This window comes from Cellulosimicrobium sp. NPDC055967, from assembly GCF_042269845.1.
Taxonomy (GTDB): domain Bacteria; phylum Actinomycetota; class Actinomycetes; order Actinomycetales; family Cellulomonadaceae; genus Cellulosimicrobium.
Genome location: NZ_JBHJYJ010000001.1, coordinates 226,577 through 250,191, shown reverse-complemented (window position 1 = coordinate 250,191; position 23,615 = coordinate 226,577). Strand labels below are relative to the sequence as shown.

16 protein-coding genes are annotated in these 23,615 nt (G+C 73.1%); 9 read left to right on the top strand and 7 right to left on the bottom strand.

Going from position 1 to position 23,615, the window contains the following annotated elements; all coding sequences use genetic code 11:
- Nucleotides 1–87: 87 nt before the first annotated feature.
- Entirely contained in the window at nucleotides 88–1,389 is a 1,302-nt protein-coding gene (locus ACFC2L_RS01060) for an alpha/beta fold hydrolase (protein ID WP_375822752.1), read from the bottom strand.
- Between the two features lie 119 nt (nucleotides 1,390–1,508).
- On the opposite strand from ACFC2L_RS01060, the gene ACFC2L_RS01055 reads away from it, so the two are divergent.
- Nucleotides 1,509–2,162, top strand: a complete 654-nt coding sequence (locus ACFC2L_RS01055; protein ID WP_375822387.1) for a maleylpyruvate isomerase N-terminal domain-containing protein — start codon at nucleotides 1,509–1,511, stop codon at nucleotides 2,160–2,162.
- Between the two features lie 144 nt (nucleotides 2,163–2,306).
- Here the strand turns inward: ACFC2L_RS01055 and glpK are convergent, their stop codons facing one another.
- From glpK to ACFC2L_RS01040, 3 genes are all read right to left on the bottom strand, one after another.
- Complete coding sequence (glpK, locus tag ACFC2L_RS01050; RefSeq protein WP_375822386.1) at nucleotides 2,307–3,824, bottom strand: glycerol kinase GlpK; 1,518 nt, start codon at nucleotides 3,822–3,824, stop codon at nucleotides 2,307–2,309.
- 99 nt (nucleotides 3,825–3,923) lie between these two features.
- Nucleotides 3,924–4,670 carry an MIP/aquaporin family protein gene (locus ACFC2L_RS01045; RefSeq protein ID WP_375822385.1) on the bottom strand — a complete coding sequence of 249 codons (747 nt, stop codon included), beginning with the start codon at nucleotides 4,668–4,670 and terminating at the stop codon, nucleotides 3,924–3,926.
- Nucleotides 4,671–4,863: 193 nt separating this feature from the next.
- The gene (locus ACFC2L_RS01040; protein ID WP_375822384.1) at nucleotides 4,864–6,612 is read right to left on the bottom strand and encodes an FAD-dependent oxidoreductase; all 1,749 of its coding nucleotides are present in this window, start codon (nucleotides 6,610–6,612) and stop codon (nucleotides 4,864–4,866) included.
- Between the two features lie 230 nt (nucleotides 6,613–6,842).
- Between ACFC2L_RS01040 and ACFC2L_RS01035 the strand changes: the two genes are divergently transcribed.
- Entirely contained in the window at nucleotides 6,843–7,793 is a 951-nt protein-coding gene (locus ACFC2L_RS01035; RefSeq protein ID WP_375822383.1) for a sugar-binding transcriptional regulator, read from the top strand.
- Between the two features lie 23 nt (nucleotides 7,794–7,816).
- Nucleotides 7,817–8,464 (top strand): amino-acid N-acetyltransferase, encoded by a 648-nt coding sequence (locus tag ACFC2L_RS01030; protein WP_375822382.1) that lies wholly within the window; start codon nucleotides 7,817–7,819, stop codon nucleotides 8,462–8,464.
- Here ACFC2L_RS01030 and ACFC2L_RS01025 read toward each other — a convergent pair.
- On the bottom strand, nucleotides 8,457–9,488 hold the full coding sequence (locus ACFC2L_RS01025) for a LacI family DNA-binding transcriptional regulator (protein ID WP_375822381.1): 1,032 nt from the start codon (nucleotides 9,486–9,488) through the stop codon (nucleotides 8,457–8,459). The genes ACFC2L_RS01030 and ACFC2L_RS01025 overlap by 8 nt on opposite strands.
- Nucleotides 9,489–9,812: 324 nt before the next feature.
- On the opposite strand from ACFC2L_RS01025, the gene ACFC2L_RS01020 reads away from it, so the two are divergent.
- The 4 genes from ACFC2L_RS01020 to ACFC2L_RS01005 all read left to right on the top strand — a co-directional run bounded on the left by ACFC2L_RS01020 (nucleotide 9,813) and on the right by ACFC2L_RS01005 (nucleotide 15,266).
- Nucleotides 9,813–11,129, top strand: a complete 1,317-nt coding sequence (locus ACFC2L_RS01020) for an ABC transporter substrate-binding protein (RefSeq protein ID WP_375822380.1) — start codon at nucleotides 9,813–9,815, stop codon at nucleotides 11,127–11,129.
- 120 nt (nucleotides 11,130–11,249) lie between these two features.
- A complete protein-coding gene (locus tag ACFC2L_RS01015) occupies nucleotides 11,250–12,263 on the top strand; it encodes a carbohydrate ABC transporter permease (RefSeq protein ID WP_375822379.1) in 1,014 nt (337 codons plus the stop codon).
- A gap of 1 nt (nucleotide 12,264) precedes the next feature.
- A complete protein-coding gene (locus ACFC2L_RS01010; protein ID WP_375822378.1) occupies nucleotides 12,265–13,158 on the top strand; it encodes a carbohydrate ABC transporter permease in 894 nt (297 codons plus the stop codon).
- Between the two features lie 119 nt (nucleotides 13,159–13,277).
- Nucleotides 13,278–15,266: a glycoside hydrolase family 127 protein gene (locus tag ACFC2L_RS01005; protein WP_375822377.1), complete on the top strand. Its 1,989-nt coding sequence runs from the start codon at nucleotides 13,278–13,280 to the stop codon at nucleotides 15,264–15,266.
- A gap of 39 nt (nucleotides 15,267–15,305) precedes the next feature.
- Here the strand turns inward: ACFC2L_RS01005 and ACFC2L_RS01000 are convergent, their stop codons facing one another.
- Entirely contained in the window at nucleotides 15,306–16,256 is a 951-nt protein-coding gene (locus tag ACFC2L_RS01000) for an A/G-specific adenine glycosylase (RefSeq protein ID WP_375822376.1), read from the bottom strand.
- Nucleotides 16,257–16,461: 205 nt separating this feature from the next.
- Between ACFC2L_RS01000 and ACFC2L_RS00995 the strand changes: the two genes are divergently transcribed.
- Nucleotides 16,462–17,289 carry a hypothetical protein gene (locus ACFC2L_RS00995; protein WP_375822375.1) on the top strand — a complete coding sequence of 276 codons (828 nt, stop codon included), beginning with the start codon at nucleotides 16,462–16,464 and terminating at the stop codon, nucleotides 17,287–17,289.
- 537 nt (nucleotides 17,290–17,826) lie between these two features.
- Nucleotides 17,827–22,479 (top strand): discoidin domain-containing protein, encoded by a 4,653-nt coding sequence (locus tag ACFC2L_RS00990; protein WP_375822374.1) that lies wholly within the window; start codon nucleotides 17,827–17,829, stop codon nucleotides 22,477–22,479.
- A gap of 386 nt (nucleotides 22,480–22,865) precedes the next feature.
- On the opposite strand, the gene ACFC2L_RS00985 is transcribed toward ACFC2L_RS00990, so the two are convergent.
- The gene (locus ACFC2L_RS00985; protein ID WP_375822373.1) at nucleotides 22,866–23,588 is read right to left on the bottom strand and encodes a class I SAM-dependent methyltransferase; all 723 of its coding nucleotides are present in this window, start codon (nucleotides 23,586–23,588) and stop codon (nucleotides 22,866–22,868) included.
- Between the last annotated feature and the right edge of the window lie 27 nt (nucleotides 23,589–23,615).

Genomic DNA, 23,615 nt, shown 5'->3' with positions numbered 1-23,615 from the left:
TGTTCCCCGGCCCCCGGCGTTGGGAGTCAATTGCGCTGGGTGACCGCCAGACAACCGAGCCCATTTCACGCCCACAGCAAGGTGGGGTCATGTGGGGAGGGGGCCGCCTCGGGCGGCGAGGCGGTCTCGGAGGCGGGCGAGGACGTCGCCCGTGCGCAGGCCGTCGTGCTCGAACTCGTTGGTGACCCAGGTGCGGACGTTGCCCACGCGGGCCGCGGTCTCGAGCGAGAGGCCCGCGTCGACGAACATGTCGTCGTGGTAGACCGCCGCCTCGACGGGCACCTCGTTGCGGGCGAGCACGTCGAGGTCGTACAGGTCCGGCCAGTCGTCGCGGGCGGCGAGCGCCTCCGCCGCCGCGCGGAACGGCCGCAGCGCGGCGACCTCGTCGAACATCCAGGGGTAGATCATCTCGCCCGTGAGCAGCAGCGGCCGGGCCGCGGGGTCGAACGCGGGGTCCTCGGCACGGACGGCCTCCGCCGCCCACGCGGTGGCTCCGGTGCCGGACTGCGCGTAGATCGACTCGTGCAGCACCGCGTAGAGCGGGTTCGTGCGGAACGACGTCGCCGCGGCGACCTCCGCGAGGAACGTGTCGGTGAGCTCGTCCGGCGCGTCCGCGTCGAACGCCTCGTCCACGACCCAGTGGATGCGCTCGGGCCCCGGCTTCATCCCGAGGTCCATGCCGAGCGACTGGAGCCGGCGGACGGTGAGCACGTCGCCGTCGGGCAGACGCACGTCGCCCACCGCCAGGCGGTCCGCGGCGCGCGCGAGCCGGGCCGCGTCGTCGGGATACCGCTCGCGGTACGCGGCGTTCTTCGCGACGACGCGCGGCTGGGTGCGGCGGTAGACCTCGCGCGCGTCCGCCGTCAGACCCGGGAGCCCGCCCGTCACGTAGCACGCGTCGAGGGCCTCGGGCGCCCGGGACAGGTAGGTCATGGTGAGGAACCCGCCGTAGGACTGCCCGAGCGAGGACCAGCGCCGGCCGCCGTAGACCGTGCGTCGCACGTGCTCCGCGTCCGCGACGATCGCGTCGGCGCGGAAGTGCGACAGGTGGTCGGCCTGGGCGGCGCCCGACCCGCGGGCCGCGAGCGCCGCGCCCCGCACGGCCGACGACCGCCCGGTGCCCCGCTGGTCGAGCAGCACCACCCGGTGCGTCTCGAGCGCCGTGCCGACCCAGCCGTCGGGGCCGGTGGGGCGCGGCCCCTTGCCGCCCGGGCCGCCCTGGAGGAAGACGAGCAGCGGCAGGTCGTCCCGACGGCGCACGGGGTCGACGAGCTCGCGCACGAACAGCGTCAGGCGGCGCGGGTCGCCGTCGTCGCCCCAGACGAGCGGCACCTCGAGCTCGCGGTCGGTGACGTGGATCCCGGGGACGGTGTAGCTGGTCTCGCGCACGACGCTCACCCGGTTCACCCTAGTCGCCGGGGACGGCGCCGGTCGGGCGCGACGCCCACGCGGCGGGGGGACCGCGGCGACCCCTTGTCCGGCCTCGGCGGCGGGGCTAGCGTGCCGGGATGCTCCTCTTCACCCAGGCGGTGACCGCCCTGCAGGACGCCGTGGACGACCTCGCGGACGACGACTGGGAGCGGCCGTCGGGCTGCGCCGGGTGGCTGGTGCGCGACCTCGTCTGCCACCTGACCATCGGCGCGCAGGACGTCCTCGTCACCCTGGTGACCCCGGAGGACGCGGAGCCGACCGTCGACGCGGTCGCGTACTGGCGTGCGGGCGAGGCCGAGGCGCACCCCGACCCCCACGGCCGCCTCGTCGCGCGGCTCGCGGCGGCCTACGGGCTGCCGGGCGCCCTGCGGCACCACGTCGACGACCTCCTCGCCGCCGCGGGACGTGCGGCGGGGCTCGCGGACCCGACGGCCGTCGTCGGGACGCAGGGGGAGACGCTCACCGTCCGCGACTTCCTGGACGCGTACGTCCTGGAGTGGACCGTGCACCACCTCGACCTCGTCGCGCACCTGCCGTCCGCGGCCGGACCGCCCGAGGCCACGCTCGCGGCGTCGCGCACGCTCCTCGAGGCCCTCCTGGGCGCGCCGGTCCCGCCGTCCCTCGCGGACCCGGACGCCCTGCGCGTCGTGACGGGGCGCCGCGCCCCGACGGCCGCGGAGCGAGCTGCGCTGGGCCCCCTGGCGACCCGCCTCCCCCTCAGCCTCGGCTGACACCCGCGCCCTGGTCGCCTCTCCGGACGTGGGGGCACGCCCCGCACGAGAGGCGACGCGCGAAGAGGGGGTGGGGTGGTGTCGCCACGACCGGCGACACCACCCCACCCCCTCCGGAAGGCGGGACCTCCGTCGAGAGAGGGACTACTGCTCGACGTCCTCGTCCACCCACTCGAACGTCTTCGTCACGGCCTTCTTCCAGTTCCGGTAGAGGCGCTCGCGCTCGGAGTCGTCCATCGACGGGCTCCACCGCTTGTCCTCGGCCCAGTTGTCGATGACGTCCTGCTCGCCCTGCCAGAACCCGACGGCGATGCCGGCGGCGTACGCGGCGCCGAGCGCGGTGGTCTCCGCGACCTTGGGGCGCACGACGTCGACGCCGAGCTGGTCGGCCTGGAACTGCATGAGCAGCTCGTTGGCGACCATGCCGCCGTCGACGCGCAGCTCGGTGAGGTCGACGCCGGAGTCCGCGTTCATGGCGTCGAGCACCTCGCGCGTCTGGAAGGCCGTCGCCTCGAGTGCGGCGCGCGCGATGTGGTTGCGGTTGACGTACCGGGTGAGGCCGACGAGCGCGCCGCGCGCGTCGGGCCGCCAGTACGGGGCGAAGAGGCCGGAGAACGCGGGCACGAAGTACGCGCCGCCGTTGTCCTCGACCTTCCCGGCGAGCCACTCGACGTCGGGTGCGTCCTCGAACATGCCGAGGTTGTCGCGCAGCCACTGGATGAGCGAGCCGGTGACGGCGATGGAGCCCTCGAGCGCGTAGCGGACGGGCTGGTCGCCGATCTTGTAGCAGACGGTCGTGAGCAGGCCGTTCTCGCTCATGACCTTCTCGGTCCCGGTGTTGAGCAGCATGAAGTTGCCGGTGCCGTACGTGTTCTTGGCCTGCCCGACCTCGAAGCACGCCTGGCCGAACGTGGCGGCCTGCTGGTCGCCGAGGATGCCGGCGATCGGCACGCCCGGCAGGAGGCCCTGCTGGCGCCCGTGCCCGTACACCTCGGAGGACGACTTGATCTCCGGGAGCATCGACAGGGGGATGCCCATGTCGGCGGCGATGTCCTCGCGCCACGAGAGGGTGTCGAGGTCCATGAGCATGGTGCGCGACGCGTTGGTCACGTCGGTGACGTGCACGCCGCCGTTGACGCCGCCCGTGAGGTTCCACAGCGTCCACGTGTCGGTGTTGCCGAACAGCAGGTCGCCGCGCTCGGCGGCCTCGCGGGCGCCCTCGACGTTGTCGAGGATCCACTTGACCTTGGGGCCGGAGAAGTAGGTCGCGAGCGGGAGACCGACGACCGACTTGTACTTCTCGGGGCCGTCGGAGCCGCCGAGCTCCTCGACGATCTTCTGCGTCCGGGTGTCCTGCCAGACGATGGCGTTGTAGACGGGCTTCCCGGTGGTCTTGTCCCACACGACCGCTGTCTCGCGCTGGTTCGTGATCCCGACGGCGGCGATGTCCTGGTAGGTGACGTTCGCCCGGGTCAGGGCGAGGCCCACGGCCTCGCGGACGTTGTTCCAGATCTGCTCCGGGTTGTGCTCCACCCACCCCGCGCGCGGGAAGATCTGGTCGTGCTCGAGCTGGCCGGTGGAGACGATCTCCCCGGAGTGGTTGAAGACGATGGCCCGGGAGCTCGTGGTCCCCTGGTCGATGGCGAGAACGTAGTCGGCCATGGTGCGTTCAGTCCTTCACGTCGGTGTGGGTGTGGGTTGAGGTGCAGCAGCGTGTGGCCACGTGGCCGGGGTGCCCCTCCCCGGCCACGTGGGCGTCCGTCAGATGTATGCGGCGCCGAGCAGGCCCGCGAGCACGCCGCCGACGAGCGGGCCGGCGACCGGGACCCACGAGTAGGACCAGTCGCTGGAGCCCTTGCCCTTGATCGGCAGGAGCGCGTGGGCGATGCGGGGCGCGAGGTCGCGCGCAGGGTTGATGGCGTAGCCGGTCGGACCACCGAGGCTCGCGCCGATCCCGACGACGATGAGCGCGACGGCGAGCGGCCCGAGACCGGACGGCGTCTTGCCCGACACGACGACGAAGAACACGAGCACGAACGTCGCGATGACCTCCGTGAGGAAGTTCCACCAGTAGGAGCGGATCTCCGGTCCGGTGGAGAACACGGCGAGCTTCGTCGCTCCCGGGGCGTCCTCGTCGAAGTGCTTCTTGTAGGCGAGGAACGCGAAGACCGCGCCGATGAAGGCGCCGAGCATCTCTGCGCCGAAGTACATGAACATGTTCCCGACGGTCGGCTCGATCGTCGCGGTGACCACGCCCTCGGGGCCGGTGATGGTCGCGAAGGGCTGGTCGGCTGCGAACAGGCCGATCGTCACGGCGGGGTTGAGGTGGGCGCCCGACTTGTGCGCCACGTACACGCCGGCGAAGACCGCGAGGCCCCACCCCCAGTTGATGAGGAGCCAGCCGCCGTTGAAGCCCTTGGACCTCGGCAGGACGACGTTCGCGACGACGCCCGCACCGAGGAGGATCAGGGTCGCCGTGCCGAGGACCTCGGACCAGAAGGCGTTCATGAGGAGTTGATCCATCGTGCTCTCTCTTTCGTGGTGGACTTCTCTGTCTCAACCGTCCCGGCGCGCCTGAGCGCCGGGTCCTCGGGCCGGTCCGCCGTCGGCGTGCGCCCCGTGAGGTCGGTGTGCGAGGGCCGGTCGGGCGCCGTCCCCTGCCGGACGGCGCCCGAGGTTCGCTCGCGGCGGTGTGCTGCTGTCAGGTGGTACGGAGCGGCTGCAGGGGCGACACGTCGTCGGCCTCCAGCCGGGTGCGCTCGGCGGACGCGTCGTCGGGCTCCTGCTCGGCGGCGGCCTCCGCGTTCGCGCGGTCGGTGTAGCTGGCGATCTCGGCGGCGCGGGTCGCGTCGTCCCACCCGAGGAGCTCGGCGACCAGGTCGGCGATCTCGGGAAGCGCGGCGAGGCCGCGATCGGCGACCTCGTAGTTGAGCCGGGTGCGGTGCAGGAGCAGGTCCTCGAGGTGCAGCGAGCCCTCGTGGGAGACGCCGTACGCGATCTCGGCGCGCAGGTATGCCGGCGCGTGCTCCAGCGGCTTCGCGAGGTCCGGCCGCGCCTCGCACAGCTCGACGATCTCGCGCAGGTTGGACCCGTACCGGTGCAGCAGGTGGTCGACGAGCGCGGGCGTCCAGCCGTAGCGCGAGGCCCACGGGCGCGCCTGGCGCCGGACGGCGTCCAGGCCGACGGCGCCCAGGAGCGGGATCTTCTGCGTGATCGACGGCAGGGCGCTGGCGCGCTGGCCGATCGCGAAGTCGACCGCGTCCTTGGCCATCACGCGGTAGGTCGTGAGCTTGCCGCCGGCGATGACGGTCAGGCCCGGGGTGGGGGAGGCGACGGTGTGCTCGCGCGAGACCTTCGCGGAGCTCGTCCCCTCCTTGGTTCCCGGCTGCAGGAGCGGGCGGAGCCCGGCGTACGTGCCGATGATGTCGTCGCGTGTGAGCGGGTGGGCGAGCACCGCGTTCGCGTGGTCGAGCACGTAGTCGATGTCGGCCGACGTCGCGACGGGGTGCTGGAAGTCCTGCTCCCACGGGGTGTCCGTGGTGCCGATGATCCAGTAGCGCGACCACGGGATGATGAACAGGACCGACTTCTCGGTCTGCAGGATCAGCCCGACCTGGCCCTTGATGCGCTCGCGCGGGACGACGATGTGGACGCCCTTGGACGCGAGGACCCGCAGCCCGCCCTCGCTGCCGGCGAGCGCCTCGGTGTCCTCGGTCCAGACGCCGGTCGCGTTGATGACGGCGCGGGCCCGGACGGTGATCTCGGCCCCGGTCTCGAGGTCCTGGAGCACGGCGCCGTTCACCGCGCCCGTCGACCCCTTGGTGAGGGACACGACCTGCGTGCGCGAGGCGGCGTGCGCGCCGTAGGACGCGGCCGTGCGCACGAGCGTCGTGACGAGGCGCGCGTCGTCGACGGACGCGTCCCAGTACTGCACGGCGCCGATCGCGGCGTCGTGCGCGAGGTCCGGGAACTTCTTCTCCATGCGGCTGCGCGACAGGTGCCGGTGGATCGGCATGGCGCGCTTGCCGGGGGCGAGGCTCGCGAGCGTGTCGTAGAGCGCGATGCCCGCGCCCACGTAGGCGCGCTCCCACACGCGGTGCTCGAGCGGGTAGAGGAACGGGACGGGCCGCACGAGGTGCGGAGCGATGTCCTTGAGCAGGAGGTCGCGCTCGGTCAGCGCCTCCTTGACGAGGTGGAAGTCGAGCATCTGCAGGTAGCGCAGCCCGCCGTGGACGAGCTTGCTCGACCGGCTCGAGGTCCCGGCCGCCCAGTCCTGCGCCTCGACGATCGCCGTCGACAGCCCGCGCGTCACGGCGTCGAGCGCGATCCCCGCGCCGGTGACGCCGCCGCCGATCACGAGGACGTCGAGCTCCGCGTCGGGGGTCGTGCTGGCCTCGAGCGCGGCGAGCGCCTGCCGGCGCGACTCCGCGGTGAGTCTCGTGGATGCCATCCGTCTTCCTCTCTCGTCCCTCGGTGCTGCGGGCACGCCGCGGGACGATGCGCCCACGGTGCGCTCACAGCGACGGTCCCACGCCCGACCAGGGTGCGCGAGCGGTAACCGTCGTGGGCGCGCCGGGGTCCCGGCGCGCTGGCACGCCCTCCAGACCACCACGCGCCGAACGGACGCGCAACCGTGGTGCACAAACGTGCAGAATGGAGGTCGAGCGAAGGGAGACGGGCATGGTGGACCGGGAGCAGGACGTCCTGCGGGCGGCCTCGATGTACTACCTGCAGGACATGAAGATGGAGGCCATCGCCAAGCACCTGCACACGTCGCGGTCCACCGTGTCGCGGCTCGTGAAGCGGGCCCGGGACACGGGGCTGGTCGAGATCTCGCTGCGGCCGGCGCGGAGCCGCGGCCCCGGGCTGGGACAGCACCTCTCGAGCACGTGGGGCATCGACGCGTACGTCGTCCCGGTGCCGGACCAGGCGCCGCAGGTCGAGCGGCTGGAGCAGGTCGCCCTGACGACCGCGCGCCTGCTGTCGACGTGGTTCGACTCCGACATGATCCTCGGCATCGCGTGGGGGACCACGCTGTCGGCGATCTCCCGGCACCTGCCGCGGAAGCCGACGCGGGGGAGCGCCGTCGTCCAGCTCAACGGCGCCGCGAACACGCGCACGTCGGGCGTGCACTACGCGGGCGACCTCATCGCGGGCTTCGGCACCGCGTTCGACGCGCACGTGCACCATTTCCCAGTGCCCGCGTTCTTCGACTACGCCGAGACCAAGCGCGCGATGTGGCGCGAGCGGTCGGTGCGGCGCGTGCTCGACGTGCAGCACCGGGCGGACATCGCGCTCTTCTCCGTCGGGGCCGTGGCGGGCGGCGTGCCGTCGCACGTGTACTCGGCGGGGTATCTCGAGCCGGACGACATCGCGGTCCTCGACGCGGAGGGCGTCGTCGGCGACGTGTGCACGGTGTTCCTGCGCGCGGACGGCACCTACCGTGACATCGCCCTCAACGGCCGTGCGACCGGCCCCGCGCCGGAGGAGCTGCGGCGCGTCCCGCGACGCGTGTGCGCGGTCGCGGGCGACAACAAGGTGGCGCCGCTGCGCGCCGCGCTGCGCGCCGGGGTCGTCACCGACCTCGTCGTGGACGAGATCACGGCGGCGCACCTCGTCGGGGGCACCTGACCTCCACGGAGATATGCGGTGCGATGCATGACTATGCACCGGGGCGCCGATCCGCGTACAGTGACGCGGTGCCCACGACCTCCGCCGTCCGCGTCCGTCCCGCCCTGCCCGCGGACGTGCGCGCGGTCCGTGCGCTCGTGCAGCCGTACGCGGAGGACCGGATCCTCCTGGCCAAGGAGCTGGTCGGGTACTACGAGGCGGTCCAGGAGTTCGTCGTCGCCGAGGTGGACCCGGCCGTGCCGGGCACCACCGGTGAGCCCGACGGCGAGCGGGCGCCACGCGTCGTCGGGTGCGGCGCGCTGCACGTCATGTGGGACGACCTCGCCGAGATCCGCACCCTCGCGGTCGACCCCGCGTGGCGCGGGCACCGCGTGGGGCACGCGCTCGTCGTCGAGCTCCTGGCGCGGGCGCGCGCGCTCGGGCTCCGTCGGGTGTTCTGCCTGACGTTCGAGGTCGACTTCTTCCGGGCGCACGGCTTCCGCGTGATCGAGGGGACCCCCGTCTCGCACGAGGTGTACGCCGAGCTCCTGCGCTCGCACGACGACGGCGTCGCGGAGTTCCTCGACCTCGCGCGCGTGAAGCCCAACACGCTCGGCAACACGCGCATGCTGCTCGACCTCGACGCCCTCGACGACCTCGACGGCGGCGCCGCGGGCGCGACGCTCAGCTGATCGGCACCGTCGACGCGCGGGTCACCACGCGGCACGGGAGCTCCTCGACCCCCGGGCGCACGGTCCCGTCGATCGCGGCGAAGAGCCGCTGCGCGGCGACGCGCCCGAGCCGCTCGAGGTTCATGTCGACGCTCGTGAGCTGGGGGCGCGCGTTGGTCGTCAGCACCTCCCAGTTGTCGAACCCGATGACCGACACCTCGCCCGGCACGTCGCGGCCGAGCTCGCGCAGCGCGTCGAGCACGCCGCGGGCGATCTGGTCGGAGCCGCAGAAGAAGGCGTCGACGTCGCCGTGCTGCTCGACGATCATGCGCGCGGCGCCGCGCCCCCAGCCCTCGCTCCACGAGCCGAAGAAGGTCTGGCCGCCGACGAGCTCCAGGCCGGCGGCGGCGACCGCGGCCTGCGCGCCCGCCGCGCGGTCCTGCGCGGCCTTGTAGCCCGGGTCGCCCGAGACGTGGGCGACGCGCCGGCGCCCGCACGAGAGCAGGTGCTCGACGGCGAGGCGCCCCGCCCCGACGTTGTCCGCCGTGATCGAGACGTCCGAGGGGTCCTCGGAGGGCGCGTACGCGTAGACCACGGGGACGGGGATGTCCGCGCTGAGCGGCGGCCGCGGGTCGGTGCGCGAGCCGACGACGATGAGGCCGTCGACGCGCCGCGAGAGCAGGGCCCGCACGTGGTGCTGCTCGCGGATGGCGTCGCCCCGCGCGTCGCACAGGAAGACCGACACGCGGCCCGCGCCGAACGCGTCCTCGGCGCCCATGAGGACGGGGATCGAGAAGCGTCCCTCGAGGTCGCTCGTGAGCAGCCCCACCGTGCCGGTGCGGCCCTTGAGCAGCCCGCGCGCGAGCGCGTTGGGGGCGAAGGACAGCCGCTCGGCGGCCTCCAGGACGCGCAGGCGCGTCTCCGCCTTGACCTGGTCGCGCCCGTTGATCGCCTTGGACGCGGTCGCGATGGACACGCCCGCCAGGCGCGCGACGTCGGTCAGGGTCGCCGCGCGCGGCGTGGCGCTCCCGCTCTGGGTCGTCATGAGGCCGTTCCCCCTCCTGCCGGTGCGCTGCGCTGCGCCCTCGACGATCGAGCCGTGATCGAACTGTAACCCGCTGCCCTGCTTGACGAGACTACCGCGCTGCCATACATTCAGAAAACCTTTTCGGTTGGTTTCGGTGCTGGCGACGTCGCGAGCACGTTGCTCGCGGATGACGCCAGGACATCGAACACTAGCCGCCTGAGGGGAGGGTCGGCCACGTGGAGCGCGCTGCAGCGCGACACGGTGACCGAAAACGTGTTCGCCCACAGCGCGGGCACGGGGCACAGGTGCAACGGCTCGAAGACGAGTACGAGGAGACACGAGATGAAGAACCACCGCGGGGCCTCGTGGAAGAGGTCCGTGGCCACGACGACGCTCGCCGGCCTCGTCGCGCTCGGGCTCGCCGCGTGCGGCGGGTCCGGATCCGGCGGCGACGACGCCGCGACGGGCGGGACGGGAGACGGCGGCGTCGAGGGGGTCGACGACGGCAGCACGCTCACGCTGTGGACGCGCGCGCCGCTCGAGAAGCAGGCGAAGCTGCTCGTGGACGCGTACAACGCGAGCCACGAGAACCAGGTCGAGCTCACGATCGTCCCCAACGACGACTACGTCGCGAAGGTCGGGGCCTCCGCGGGCAGCGGCGGGCTGCCCGACCTGTTCGCGGCCGACATCGTGTACGTGCCGAACTGGGTCGAGCAGGGGCTCTACCAGGACGTCACCGACCGCATCGACCAGCTCGACTTCGCGGACCAGATCAACCAGGGCCACCTGGAGGCCGGCACGTACGAGGACGAGGAGTACGTCCTGCCGTTCGTGCTCGACATCTCGGTCCTCTTCTACAACAAGGACCTCTACGAGCAGGCCGGCCTCGATCCGGAGGCCGGGCCGACGTCGCTCGAGGAGTTCGCCGAGCAGGCGAAGGCGGTCGACGCGCTCGGGGGCGGCGTCGACGGCACCTTCTTCGGCGGCAACTGCGGCGGGTGCCTCGTCTTCACGTGGTTCCCGTCGGTCTGGGCCGCGGACGAGGACGTGCTCAGCGCGGACGGCACCGAGTCGCTCCTCGCGAGCGACACCGCGCAGGACGTCTACGCCGTGTACAAGGACCTCGTCGACTCCGACGCCGTGGGCGCCGGCACGCGGGACGAGACCGGCGCGACCTGGGTCGCCCCCTTCCAGGAGGGCAAGGTCGGCGTCATGCCGTACCCGGCGACGCTCCTGTCGACGGCGGACGAGACGGTGGACGTCGGCGTCGCGCCGATCCCGGGGCCGGGCGGCGGCGAGTCGACGTTCGTCGGCGGCGACGGCATCGGCATCTCCAAGGACAGCGAGCAGTCCGACCAGGCGTGGAACTTCCTCTCCTGGATGATGTCCGAGGACGCCCAGGTCGAGGTGCTCGCCAAGAACGGCGACGTCGTCTCGCGCGCCGACCTGGTCGACAACGAGTACTCCTCGGCCGACCCGCGCGTCGTGACGATCAACGAGATCGCGAGCAAGGGTCGCACGCCCGTCGCCCGCAACTTCCAGCAGGCGTTCAACGCGCCGAACAGCCCGTGGCTCACGCTCGTGCGCAACGCGGTCTTCGGCGACGCCTCGAGCATCGAGCCGGACAACGAGGAGATCACCGCGGTCCTCTCGCAGTGACCGGTCCGGCGTGATCGTCCCGAGCGACCACCCCGCGTGACCACAGCGCCCGCCGCCGCGGCCACCCGTGCGGCGGCGGGCCGGGTCCGGCTTCCCTCGCCCTGTTCCAGGAGACCTCTCATGTCCGTGCAGTCCGCGTCCTCGACGCCGCCCTCGCCCGCGCAGCACGGCGCGGCGTCGCCGGGCCCCGCCGCGAGCGACCACCGACCGCCCCGCGGCACCCTGACCGCGAGCGCCGGGCGGCGCCGCCGTCGGCCGGGGCGCTCGCAGGCCGCCCGCGGGTGGGCCTACGCCGCGCCCACCGCGGTGTTCGTCCTCGTGTTCTTCGTCCTGCCCGTCCTGCTCGTCGGCCAGATGTCGGTGTCCGACTGGCCGCTGCTCGCCGGCAACCGGGGCCCCAACTTCCCCGACAACTTCCGCGACGCCGTCGACAACCGGTTCTTCTGGGACTCGATCGTCTTCACGCTCACGTACACGGTGATCGCGACCGTGCTCCTCATCGCCCTGGGGCTCGGCTTCGCGCTCCTGGTGCAGGAGTCGAGCCGGTGGAAGAGCTTCCTGCGCACGTCGATCCTCGTGCCGAGCGCGCTGGGCCTCGCGTCCGCGTCGCTGCTCTTCTACGCGCTGTACTCGCCGCAGGTCGGGCCGATCTCCCCGCTCCTGGAGCGGCTGGGGATCGTCGACGAGCCGGTGTCGTTCCTCGGCTCGCCCGAGGGGGCGCTGTGGTCGACGGTGTTCCTCATCGTCTGGCGCTTCGCCGGGTTCTACATGCTCCTGCTCATGGTGGGGCTGCAGGGGATCCCGCACGAGGTCTACGAGGCCGCGCGCATGGACGGCGCGAACCGCTGGCAGACGTTCGGGCGCGTGACGCTCCCGCTGCTGCGCCCGTCGCTCGCGCTGTGCACGATCATGTGCGTCACCGGCTCGCTGCTCGCGTTCGACCAGTTCTACATCCTCACCAAGGGCGGCCCGGACAACAGCACGATCACCGTGGTCCAGCTCATCTACAACATCGCCTTCCAGGGCCAGAACGACCTGGGCGTGGCCGCCGCGCTGTCGATCATCGTGCTCGCCGCCCTCGTGCTCATCAACGTCGCGCAGGTCCGTGGCATGCGCGCACCCGAGGAGAAGTGACATGACCGTCACCGCACCCGCTCCCGCACCCGCGGCGCGACCCGCTCCCACCGGCCGGCCGGCCCCGCGCGCCCGCATCGCCGGCGTCCTCACCCGCACCCCGTACTGGGTGCTCACCGGGGGCCTCGCCATCGTCTTCCTCTTCCCGCTGATCTGGGCGGGCGTGGCCTCGTTCTCGCCGCAGCCCGGCAGCAACCAGGTCGACGGCTGGGGCTTCGGGAACTACGTGACCCTGGCGAACTACCAGGCGGGCATCGGCCAGTACCTCCTGAACTCCGTGGTCGTGTCCGGGCTCACGGTGCTCTTCACGCTCGGGGTGTCGCTGCTCGGCGGCTTCGCCTTCGCGCGGTTCCGCTTCCCCGGGCGCGACGTGCTGTTCCTCGTGACGCTCGCGATCCTCATGGTCCCGTACGCGACGCTGCTCATCCCGCTCTACGTGCTCCTCAACACCCTCGGCCTGCAGAACTCGTTGCTCGGCCTCGCGCTGGTCCTGACGATGTTCCAGCTCCCGTTCGCGACGTTCATGATGCGCATCGCGTTCGAGTCGGTGCCGCGCGAGCTGGACGAGGCCGCGATGGTCGACGGGTGCTCGTCGTTCGGCGCGCTGTGGCGGGTCCTGCTGCCGGCGGTGAAGCCGGGGCTCATCACCGTCGGGCTGTTCGCCTTCCTCGCCGCCTGGAACGACTTCGTGGCGCCCCTGATCCTCATCACCGACTCGACGAAGGCGCCGCTGCCGCTCGCGGTGGCGAACATGCGCCAGCAGGTCATGGGCATCGTCGACTACGGCGCGACCCAGGCGGGCGTCGTCGTCCTCGCGGCCCCGTGCATCGTCCTGTTCCTGCTCCTGCAGCGCCACTACGTGCGCGGCTTCATGTCCGGGGCGCTGAAGGGATGACGACCCACGCCCCCGACCCGACCCCCGTCCGACCGACCGACCCCACGACGCCCGGCGTCGTCCCACCACGACGACCCGACGAACCACGAGGCGACGCCGTCGCCTCCGGAGGTGCTGCCATGACCACGACCCCGACCGTGCCCCGGACGACGGGGACCGGTGCCCGCCCCACGGACGGCGGACGGCCGGTCGTCCCCGCGACCGGGCGGCTGCAGCCGCTCGGCCTGGCGCAGGTGCGCATCACGGGCGGGTTCTGGGCCGAGCGCCAGGAGGTGAACCGCGCCGCGACCCTCGGGCACATCGAGCACTGGCTCGAGGCCGAGGGCTGGCTGCCGAACTTCGACGCCGTCGTGCGCGGCGACGTCGCGACGACCCGCCGCGGCCGGGAGTTCAGCGACTCCGAGGTGTACAAGCTGCTCGAGGCGATGGCCTGGGAGCTCGGCCGCCGCCCCGACGACGACCTCGAGCGCCGCTTCGCCGCGATCGTGCGGCGCGTCGCGGCGGCCCAGGCGCCCGACGGCTACCTCTGCACGCGGTTCGGCAGCCCCGGTCAGGACGCCCGGTACACGGACCTCGAGTGGGGCCACGAGCTGTACGTGCAGGGCCACCTCCTGCAGGCGGCCGTCGCGCGGGCGCGCACCGGGCACCCGGACGACCTCCTCGTCGAGGTCGCGCGCCGCTCCGCCGACCACGTGTGCGAGGCGTTCGGCCCGGACGGCATCCAGGGGGTCTGCGGGCACGCGGAGGTCGAGGTGGCGCTCGCGGAGCTGGGGCGCGCGCTCGACGAGCCCCGGTACGTGCGGCAGGCGGCCCTCTTCGTCGAGCGGCGCGGGCACGGCACGCTCGCGGACATCGAGTGGGGGCGCTCCTACTACCAGGACGACGTCCCGGTGCGCGAGGCGACCGTCTTCCGGGGCCACGCGGTCCGCGCGAACTACCTCGCCGCCGGTGCGGTCGACGTCGCGGTCGAGACGGGCGACGACGAGCTCGTCGCCGCGGTCGCGCGGCAGTGGGAGCGCACGCAGGCCGCGCGCACCTACGTCACGGGGGGCCAGGGCTCGCACCACCAGGACGAGGCGTTCGGCGAGGACTTCGTCCTGCCGCCCGACCGCGCGTACTCGGAGACGTGCGCGTCGATCGGGTCGGTGATGGTCGCGTGGCGCCTCCTGCTCGCGCAGGGCGACCCGCGGTACGCGGACGTGGTCGAGCGCACGCTGTTCAACGTCGTCGCGACGTCGCCCGCGCACGACGGCCGCGCCTTCTACTACGCCAACACGCTCCACCAGCGCGTCCCGGGCGAGCCCGCCGCACCGGACCAGGTGAGCAAGCGCGCCGAGTCGTCGCTGCGCGCGCCGTGGTTCGAGGTGTCGTGCTGCCCGCCCAACGTCGCACGCACGTTCGCGAGCCTCGCCGGGTACCTCGCCACCGTCGACGACGGCGGCGTGCAGCTCCACCAGTACGCCACGAGCGAGGTCCGCGCGACGCTGCCGTCCGGGGAGCCCGTCGCGCTCGACGTCGAGACCGGCTACCCCGCGGACGGGCGCGTGCGGGTGCGCGTCGTCGAGGCGCCCGAGCGCTGGGCGCTCACGCTGCGCGTTCCCGCGTGGTCGGGCTCGGGGCTGCTCGTGGTCGACGACGGCCCGGCCCGCCAGGTGCCCGCGGGCACGGTCGCGGTGCCCGACCTGCGCGCGGGGAGCGTCGTCACGCTCGACCTCGACGTCACGCCCCGGTTCCTCGTGCCCGACGAGCGCGTGGACGCCGTGCGCGGGTGCGTCGCCGTCCAGCGCGGGCCCGAGGTCCTGTGCGTGGAGTCCGTCGACCTGCCGGGCGGGCGCGACGTCGCCGACCTGCGCGTCGACGTGGCCGTGCCCCCGCGCGAGGAGGACGGGCGCGTCGTCGTGCGCGGGCTCCTCGTGGACCCGGCGACGGCTCCGTGGCCGTACACCCCGCTCCGGGGCGGGGCGCCCGGGCGGACGGGCGCCGACCGCCCGGGCGAGGAGCCGGTCGCGACCTCGGCGGAGGTCCCCGTCGACGTCCGGCTCGTGCCGTACCACGACTGGGCCGAGCGCGGTCCGTCGACGATGCGGGTCTGGCTGCCGACCCTGTGACCCGGCGCCGGAGCCGCTCGCCCCGTCGCCGGCGGCGGGTCAGGCGGGGAGCCGGTAGAGGTCGTCGACCTGCTCGACGAGCCCGTCCTCGACGAGGCTCGCGACGCAGCGGTCGAGCTGCGCGGCGTCGTGCCACACCTCGGTCACGACGCCGCGCGGCACCGGTCCCGGCGCGTCGCGCAGCACGGCCATGACCCGACCCCGCACCTGCCGGTCGGTGCCCGCCCAGGCCTGCGTGCGCCGTCGTCCCGCGTGCTCGTCGCCCGGGCGACCGGCGAGGCGCCACGCGCACGCGTCGCGGACGGGGCAGACGCCGCAGCGCGGCGTCCGGGCGGTGCACACGAGCGCGCCGAGCTCCATCGAGGCGGCAGCCCAGAGCACCGCGTCCGCGTCGTCCGCCGGGGCGAGGGCGGCCGCCGTCGCGCGCTCGGCGGCCGTGTACGACGGCGCGGGCAGGGCGTTCCCGCCGACGGCCCGCGCCACGACGCGGCGCACGTTCGTGTCGACCACGACGGCGCGCCGGCCGTGCGCGAACGCGGTCACCGCCGCGGCGGTGTACTCGCCGACGCCCGGCAGCGCGCGCAGGGCGTCCTCGCCGTGCGGGACCTCGCCGCCGTGCCGCTCGACGACCGCCCGGGCGCACTCCTGCAGGCGCAGCGCGCGGCGGGGGTAGCCGAGGCGGCCCCACGCGCGCAGCACGTCTGCCGTCGACGCCGCCGCGAGGTCCGCGGGCTCCGGCCAGCGCTCCATCCACGCGCGCCACGCGGGCTCGACCCGCACCACCGGCGTCTGCTGGAGCATGACCTCGCTCACGAGGACGCCCCACGCGGTGCGGTCCGCCGCGCGCCACGGCAGGTCGCGCGCCGTCTCGCCGAACCAGCGCCCGACGGCGTCGCGCAGGTCGGCGTGCGGGTGCGGTCCCGCGGCAGCGGCGGTGGTGACGGTGGCGGCGACGTGCGGTCGGGCCGGGCGCGCGGCCGGGGCGGTCATGACGGCGGTCGTCCCTCTCGGTCGTCGGTGGGCCCCGCGCCGCCGCGCCGCCGTGCTGGCCGGCGGTCGTGCCGGTGGCGGGCGCCGTCGGGTGGGGAGGGACCCATTCTGCCCCGACCTGGGCGGTCGTCGGCGCGGCAGCACGGGGCCGGGCGTCGGTCGCCGCTACCGTGGTCGCGACCAGCACCTGCACGACGGAGGACCCGTGAGCACGCCGCGGACCGACCGCGCCCCGAGGCCGGGCGCCAGCCCCCGCAGCGGGCCGGGCGACCGGCCCACGCGCGGGGCCCTGCTCCGACGCCGCCTCGTCGTGCTCGCGCTGCTCGTCGGCCTCGTGGTGGGGCTCGTCCTGCTCGGGCAGGTCGTGGTGCGGGCGGTGCAGCCGCTGCTCGCCGGCGACGAGACGGCGCAGGAGGGCAAGTCCGCGCCGCCGACCCCGGAGGCGGCCGGCCCGCCCCAGGACTGCACGGCGGCGTCCCTCGAGCTCGGGCTGACGGCGAGCGCGGCGGAGTACGAGCCAGGTCGCGCGGTCCAGCTCACCGTGACGCTCCGGCAGTCCGGCGGCCGCCCCTGCCTCGTCGACGGCTCCGACGCCGGGCGTCAGGTGCAGGTCTACGCCGGTGACGAGCTCGTCTGGTCGTCGGCCGACTGCGGCACGACGGAGCGGCTGCTGCTCATGAGCACCGGGGACGAGGACCCGTCGAAGCTCGTGCGCTGGGACCGGCACCGCTCGGCCGAGGGCTGTGCGCCCGACCAGCCGGAGGTCGGACCGGGCACGTACACCGCGGTCCTGAGCATCGCGGGCGTCGACGGCGCGACGAGCGAGCCCGTGACGTTCACGCTGCTCGAGCCGCCCCCGCCGTCCCCGGACCCCGCGGACACGACCGCCCCGGCGGACGGCACCGCGCCGCCGGCGGACGGTGAGACGCCGCCCGCGGACGGTGCGACGCCGCCCGCGGACGGGACCGCACCACCGGCGGACGGTGCGACGCCGCCCGGGGACGGGACCGCCCCGCCCGCCGACGGCGCCTGATAGGCGGGTGCGGGGCCGTCCCCGGCGGCGAGCCCTGGCCGTCGTGGCGGGACGCATCCTGCTGCCGCGCGAGCCCCGGGGCGCTTGAAAGCGATGGACACGACCTTTCGGTAGCGCCCCATGTCAGCCGCTCCTCCTGCCTGTGAGATTGCGTCGCACGGAGCCCGGATGGCGTCGTACCAACGATCATCGGGCGCCACACCGGTCCGTGAGGCTCCGGCCGACGAGGCAAAGTCGAGACCGAAAACCATTGCGGTCAGCCCTTCGTGGCTGGTTGACTGGCTCGCGTCTGGCGACCTCACCGCGGAGGTGCTCGGGGCCCCGGCCCCGGGCGCGAGCGCTCCACGGCGCGGCGCGAGGCGGCACGACGATCAGGGTCCCGCGTCCCGCAGCGGGGCGGGCGGACGAGGCAGTCCGCCCGTGCGAGGCGAGGCCCGTCGTCGTCCCGAAACCTGTTTTCCGGTTCCCGATGGAGAGGACTTGGTGATGTCGGGGAGAGCGTTGAGAAGGGTCGTCGCCTCGGCGATGACAGGTGCGATGGCCGTGACCGGCGTCGCGCTGGCACCGGGGGCGCAGGCCGACGTGGTGCCGGGCAACGAGAGCGACGTCGGTGTGTACACCGACGGGACGACCGACTCGATGGACATCGGTGACCCGGTCTACTCGAACCTGGACCAGGTCGCCGCGGCCCTGGAGCCCGGGGTCCCGTGGACGGCGGGCTCGATGCACGGGTCGATCTTCGAGAAGGACCGCGCGGCGGGCGGCACGGACTACTACCTGGACCGCGTGCTCGGGGTGAGCGGGACGTCGGGCAACACCGTGCTGCAGACGCGCGGCCGCTCGCTGTACCTGCGGGGCAACAGCAACTGGGCGGTCATGGGCTTCGCGGGCTCCGCGTTCGCGGGCGGGCCCAACAACCTCGGCAACCTCTACACCGTGACCGTCCCGGGGCAGACGATCACCGAGGTCGGGGCGCAGCGCTTCAACGCGCCGAGCCACGCGAAGGCGCGCTACACGGTCGGGACGACGGGCGTCACCGCCGACCTCAAGAAGCTCATCACGTACGACAACGTGGCGCTCTCGGCGATCACGTTCACCAACCCCGGCGCGAGCGACGTGACGTTCACGGTCCGCGCGGCGTCCCCGCTGGCGACCACGTCGACGGACGCGGCCGACGAGCTCACCGGGACGCGGACCCTGACGAGCGGCGCGAACAACGGGCTCGTCGACACCCCGTGGTCCGACGTCACGGTCGGTCTCAAGGCGCCCGGGTTCGAGCGCGTGGGCACCAACCTCGACCGCGAGGTGACCGTCCCGGCGGGCGGGTCGGTCGACCTGTCCGTCCTCGGCGTGCTCTCCAGCGACACGCTCCCCGAGTCGGTCGAGAGCTTCCACGAGTACGCCGCGCTGTCGCCCGCGGACGCGTTCCGCACGGGCGTGACGGAGTTCAACCGGCAGTGGGCGCAGGACATCCCGTACCTCGACGTGCCCGACGCCGCGATCGAGAAGGCGATCGTGTACCGCTGGTGGGGCGAGCGGTACAACAGCCTCGACGCGAACGAGCCGGGCTACGTGTACCAGTACCCGACGACGATCGAGGGCGTGAACCTCTACCAGAACTCGGTGGCGCTCACGCAGCCCATGCACCTGCAGGACACCAAGTGGATCCGCAACCCGTACCTCGGGTACGGCCAGATCCTCAACATCGGTGAGCTGTCCGGGTCGTCGGCGTTCCTCGACAGCCCGGGCCACACGAGCTGGAACAACCACTACTCGCAGTACCTCGGCACCGCGGGCCTCGAGGCGTACAACGTGCACGGCGGCGGTCCGGCGGTCGCCGAGCGCTTCGCGACGTACTTCGAGGGCGACGGCGTCGGCCAGCTCGAGCACTACGACGGCAACGACGACAAGCTCATCGCCTACGACACCAACTACATGCCCGGCAACGACGCCGACGCGATCAGCTTCGGCTACCCCAAGGTGAACGCCGGGGCACCGGGCGCGCGCACGATCGAGCGCCCGGAGTCCGCGTACGTGTGGGGCGCGTTCGACGCCGCCCGCCAGCTCTACGCGATGGCGGGGGCCGACCCGGCGAAGGTCGCCGAGATGGGGACCGCGGCCGACGAGATCCGGGACGCGATCCTCGGCCGGCTGTGGAGCGAGGAGACCCGCATGTTCCTCGCGGGCACGTCGCACGGCGCGACGTCGGGCGGGAACCAGAACCCGCTGAGCCAGGCCGAGCGCGACCTCATCCCGGCGAAGGAGTCGAACCTCTACGACGTCTACGCGGAGAACCTCATCCCGTTCGAGGACGCCGACCGGTACGTCGACGGCTTCCGCTTCCTGCGGTACGGCGACAACTTCCCGATCTTCCCGTTCTACACGGCCAACCAGTACGACCGGGCGAAGTTCGGGATCGGCGGCTCGAACAACTTCTCCAACATCAACTTCACGGTCCAGTACCGCGGCGTGCGGTCCGCGCTGCGGCACTACGACCCCGACCACACGTACGTCACGCCCGAGTACGCCGCGAAGCTCCTCGACTGGATGGCGTGGAGCATCTACCCGAACGGCAACGCGCTGGTCCCGAACCAGGCCGAGTACTACTCGAACTGGAACGCGAGCACGCAGACGTTCAACCGCAACAACCCGAACCACGTGATGCTCGGCAACATGAACTACATCTACGTCGAGGACATGGGCGGCATCCAGCCGCGGTCCGACGACAAGATCGAGCTCTGGCCGATCGACCTCGGGTACGACCACTTCATGGTCAACAACCTGCGGTACCACGGCAAGGACGTCACGATCGTCTGGGACGAGGACGGCTCGCACTACGGGCTCGGCGAGGGCTATAGCCTGTTCGTCGACGGCGAGCGCAAGGCCGCGGCCGACGCGCTCGGCCGGTTCGTCTACGACCCGGCGGCCAACGAGGTCGTCGAGTCCGACGAGGGGCTGGCCGTCGAGGTCGTGGACGACCAGGGCGCCGACCTGCCGACCGCGGTCGACACCCCGATCGAGGACGAGCGCGTCGTGTCCTACCTGAAGACCGCGGGCATCGACCTCACGGAGGACGCGGGCAACCTCGCGCGCGGGGCGGAGCTCTCGTCGTCGGCCACCCAGCAGGGCGTGCGCCCGACGCCGTGGCGCCAGTTCCACACACCGGGCTGGAGCACGGGGTCGATGAACTACACGCCGGGCGCCATCAAGGAGACCGAGCGGCCCGTGTCGCTCGACGCGGTCACCGACGGCACGACCGTCAACGAGCCGTACTGGGGCAACTACGGGACCGAGGGCGACACGGGGTACGTCGAGCTCGACCTCGGCGAGCCCACGACGTTCGACAACGTCAAGGTCTGGTTCGTCAGCGACCGGCAGGCGGGCGGGTACCGCGAGCCGGTCCGGTACTCGGTCCAGGTGCCCGACGGCTCGGGCGGCTGGACCTCGGTGCCGGACGCGTTCAAGGCGCCGAAGATCCCCGGCCCCAAGTTCAACGAGGCGCTCTTCGAGGCCGTGACGACCGACAAGGTCCGCGTCGCGTTCACGAACACGCCGAGCTACTGGACGGCGATCTCGGAGATCCAGGTCTTCGACTCCGGCCGCGAGGTGCCCGAGGTCGTCAACGACGCCCCGACGGTCACCGTGAACGTCGACCGGTCCAAGGACGGCAACCTGTCCACGACGCTCGTCGGCACCGTGACCGACGACGGCATCCCCGACGACGGCACGCTCACCTCCGGGTGGACGACCGTCTCCGCCCCCGACGGCGCGAGCGTCATCTTCGGCGACGCCGACGCCCTGACCACGACCGTGACCGGCACGGTCGCGGGGGAGTACACGTTCCGCCTCACCGCGTCCGACGGCGGGCTCACGACCGAGCGCGACGTCCAGGTCGAGCTCACCGAGAAGGCGACCTCCGCCGAGTTCGGCGCGCTCGCGACGATCACGACGAGCGGGTCGGCGTCGTGGGAGAACCCGCTGCGCGTCAACGAGTCCTCGACGCCCGGCAGCTCGAACCCGGGTGCGGGCAACGGCTGGGGCACGTGGGGCCAGGCCGCGAACGGGACGAGCGCGCAGACCGCCGCGTGGATCCGCTACGCGTGGCAGTCGCCGGTGCTCGTCGCCTCGACGGACATCTACTGGTACGACGACAACGGCGGGACGCGCATGCCGCGCGCGGACACCTACACCGTCGAGTACTCGCAGAACGGCACCGACTGGACGCCCGTGACCCTGACCGACGGCTCCACGTACGCGGGCGCGCTCCAGCGCAACGCCTACAACCACCTCGAGTTCGAGCCCGTCGAGGCCAGCTACCTGCGCGTCCGGATCACCGGCGTGCAGACCGGCGGCGCCGGCACCGGCATCCTGCGGTGGCGCGTCAACGGCGACACCGTGGACTCCGTGGCGAGCCCGGTCGTCGTCCGGACCGTCACGGGCGAGGTCCCGACGCTCCCCGCGTCGCTCGACGTCGTCTACTCGAGCGGTCGCCGCGGCGCGGTCGACTTCACCTGGCAGCCGATCACGCCGGCCATGGTGGCGGAGACCAACGTCGAGCCGTTCACCGTCTACGGCACGAACACGACCTACGGCCTGATCGCCGAGGCCCAGGTCTACGTGCGGCCGGAGAACTCCCAGGGCGGCATCTCGATCCAGGGCGCGGAGCAGTTCGAGCAGAGCGTCGCCGTCGGCGAGCAGCCGTGGCTGCCCACGAAGGTCCTCGTGTCGTACAACGACGGCTCGCGCGACAACCAGGCGATCGGCGTCGAGTGGGACTACGACGAGTCCGTCGTCGAGACGCCGGGCGTGTACGTGATCCAGGGCGACCTCGTCCTCCCGGACTACGTGAGCACCGCCGGCACCACCACGACGACGCTCACGCTCACCGTGGGCGACGGCGTCCCGGCCGGTCCGGCGGTCACCGTCACGGCCGAGACCCGCTGCCTCGCCGGCAAGGTCTACGTCGCGGTCCGGGCGCTCAACGACGACGACGTGCCCCTCACCGTCCGTCTCGACACGCCGTTCGGCACCAAGACGTTCAACGGCGTCGAGCCCGGCAAGAACGCCTACCAGTCGTTCGCGTCGCGCGCGACGTCGGTCGAGGCCGGCGAGGCCACGGTCGTCGCCACCGACGCCGAGGGGAGGTCGACGACGGTCACCGCGCAGTACGACGCCGCCACCTGCGGCTGACCCGCACCCTGCGCGTCGCACCACGTCTCGCCCCGGTCCGTCCCCACGGACCGGGGCGAGACCCGTCTGCGCGCATGAGGACCCCCGCCTCCGCGAGATAGAGCCGTGGTCCCGCGAGGTAGAGCCGGTCGCGCTAGGTAGAGCCGTGGTCGGCTTGTCCGACGGCGGTCTGGTCACCTGGGGTGGCGGGGTGGGTAGTGGTGCCGCGTCTACCATCCGCCGCTCGTTCCTCGCGGCTCCCGCGGTCTCGGTCGGGATCGTCCTGCGTTCGCCAGCTCACTCCCGTCGGGCGGGACCAGGGGTCTACCTCGCACGACCACGGTTCTGTCTCGCGCGGCCTTCTCCCTCGGCCGGCGGGGGGTCTCCTCGACGGGGAACCGGCTGGGTCAGCGGCCGGCGACGGCCCAGCGGAAGGTGTTGCGCAGGAGGTAGGTGCCGTCGGGGCGGCGGAAGGGGCGGGCGGCGGCGAGGACGTCGGGGCGGAGCTCGGCGCGCAGGTCGTCCGACTCGCCGAACATGATCGCGGCGACGACCTCGTCCGCGTCCGCGAGCACCATCGGTGCGTCCGCCACGCCCTCGGCGAGGACGGTGAAGCCGTGCTCGGCCAGGAGCGTGCCGAGGCGGCCCTCCTCGCGGCCCTCGTCGCTCGGCTCGTGGTCCTCGCCGGCGACGGCCCGCTCGAGGACGGTGAGGTCGTTGCGGTCGTCCTCGGCCCAGGTCGCGACGGCGACCAGGTCGCCGACGCGCCGGCACTCGCTCAGCGTCTTGGCGACGTCGGTGAACGCGAGGGCGTTGACGAGCGTGACGAGGTCGAACGCGTCGTCGGGCCAGGGGAGGTGCTCGGCCTGGGCGACGCGCAGGTCGGCGCCGGGGCTGTGCCGGCGCGCGACGTCGATCATCCCGGCGGCGGCGTCGCAGCCCGCCGCGTCCGCGCCGCGGGCGAGGGCCAGGGCGACGAGCTCGCCGGTGCCGCACCCGACGTCGAGCACGCGCGAGCCGGGCCCGACGCCCGCGGCGTCGAGGATCGCCTGCTGGGCCGGGGCCGCGGCGGGCGCCCACCAGCGCGCCCAGGCGTCGGCCAGTGCCGACCACTCGTCGACGTGGTCCACGGTCCCCCTCCGTGCGGGCTCGTCGGT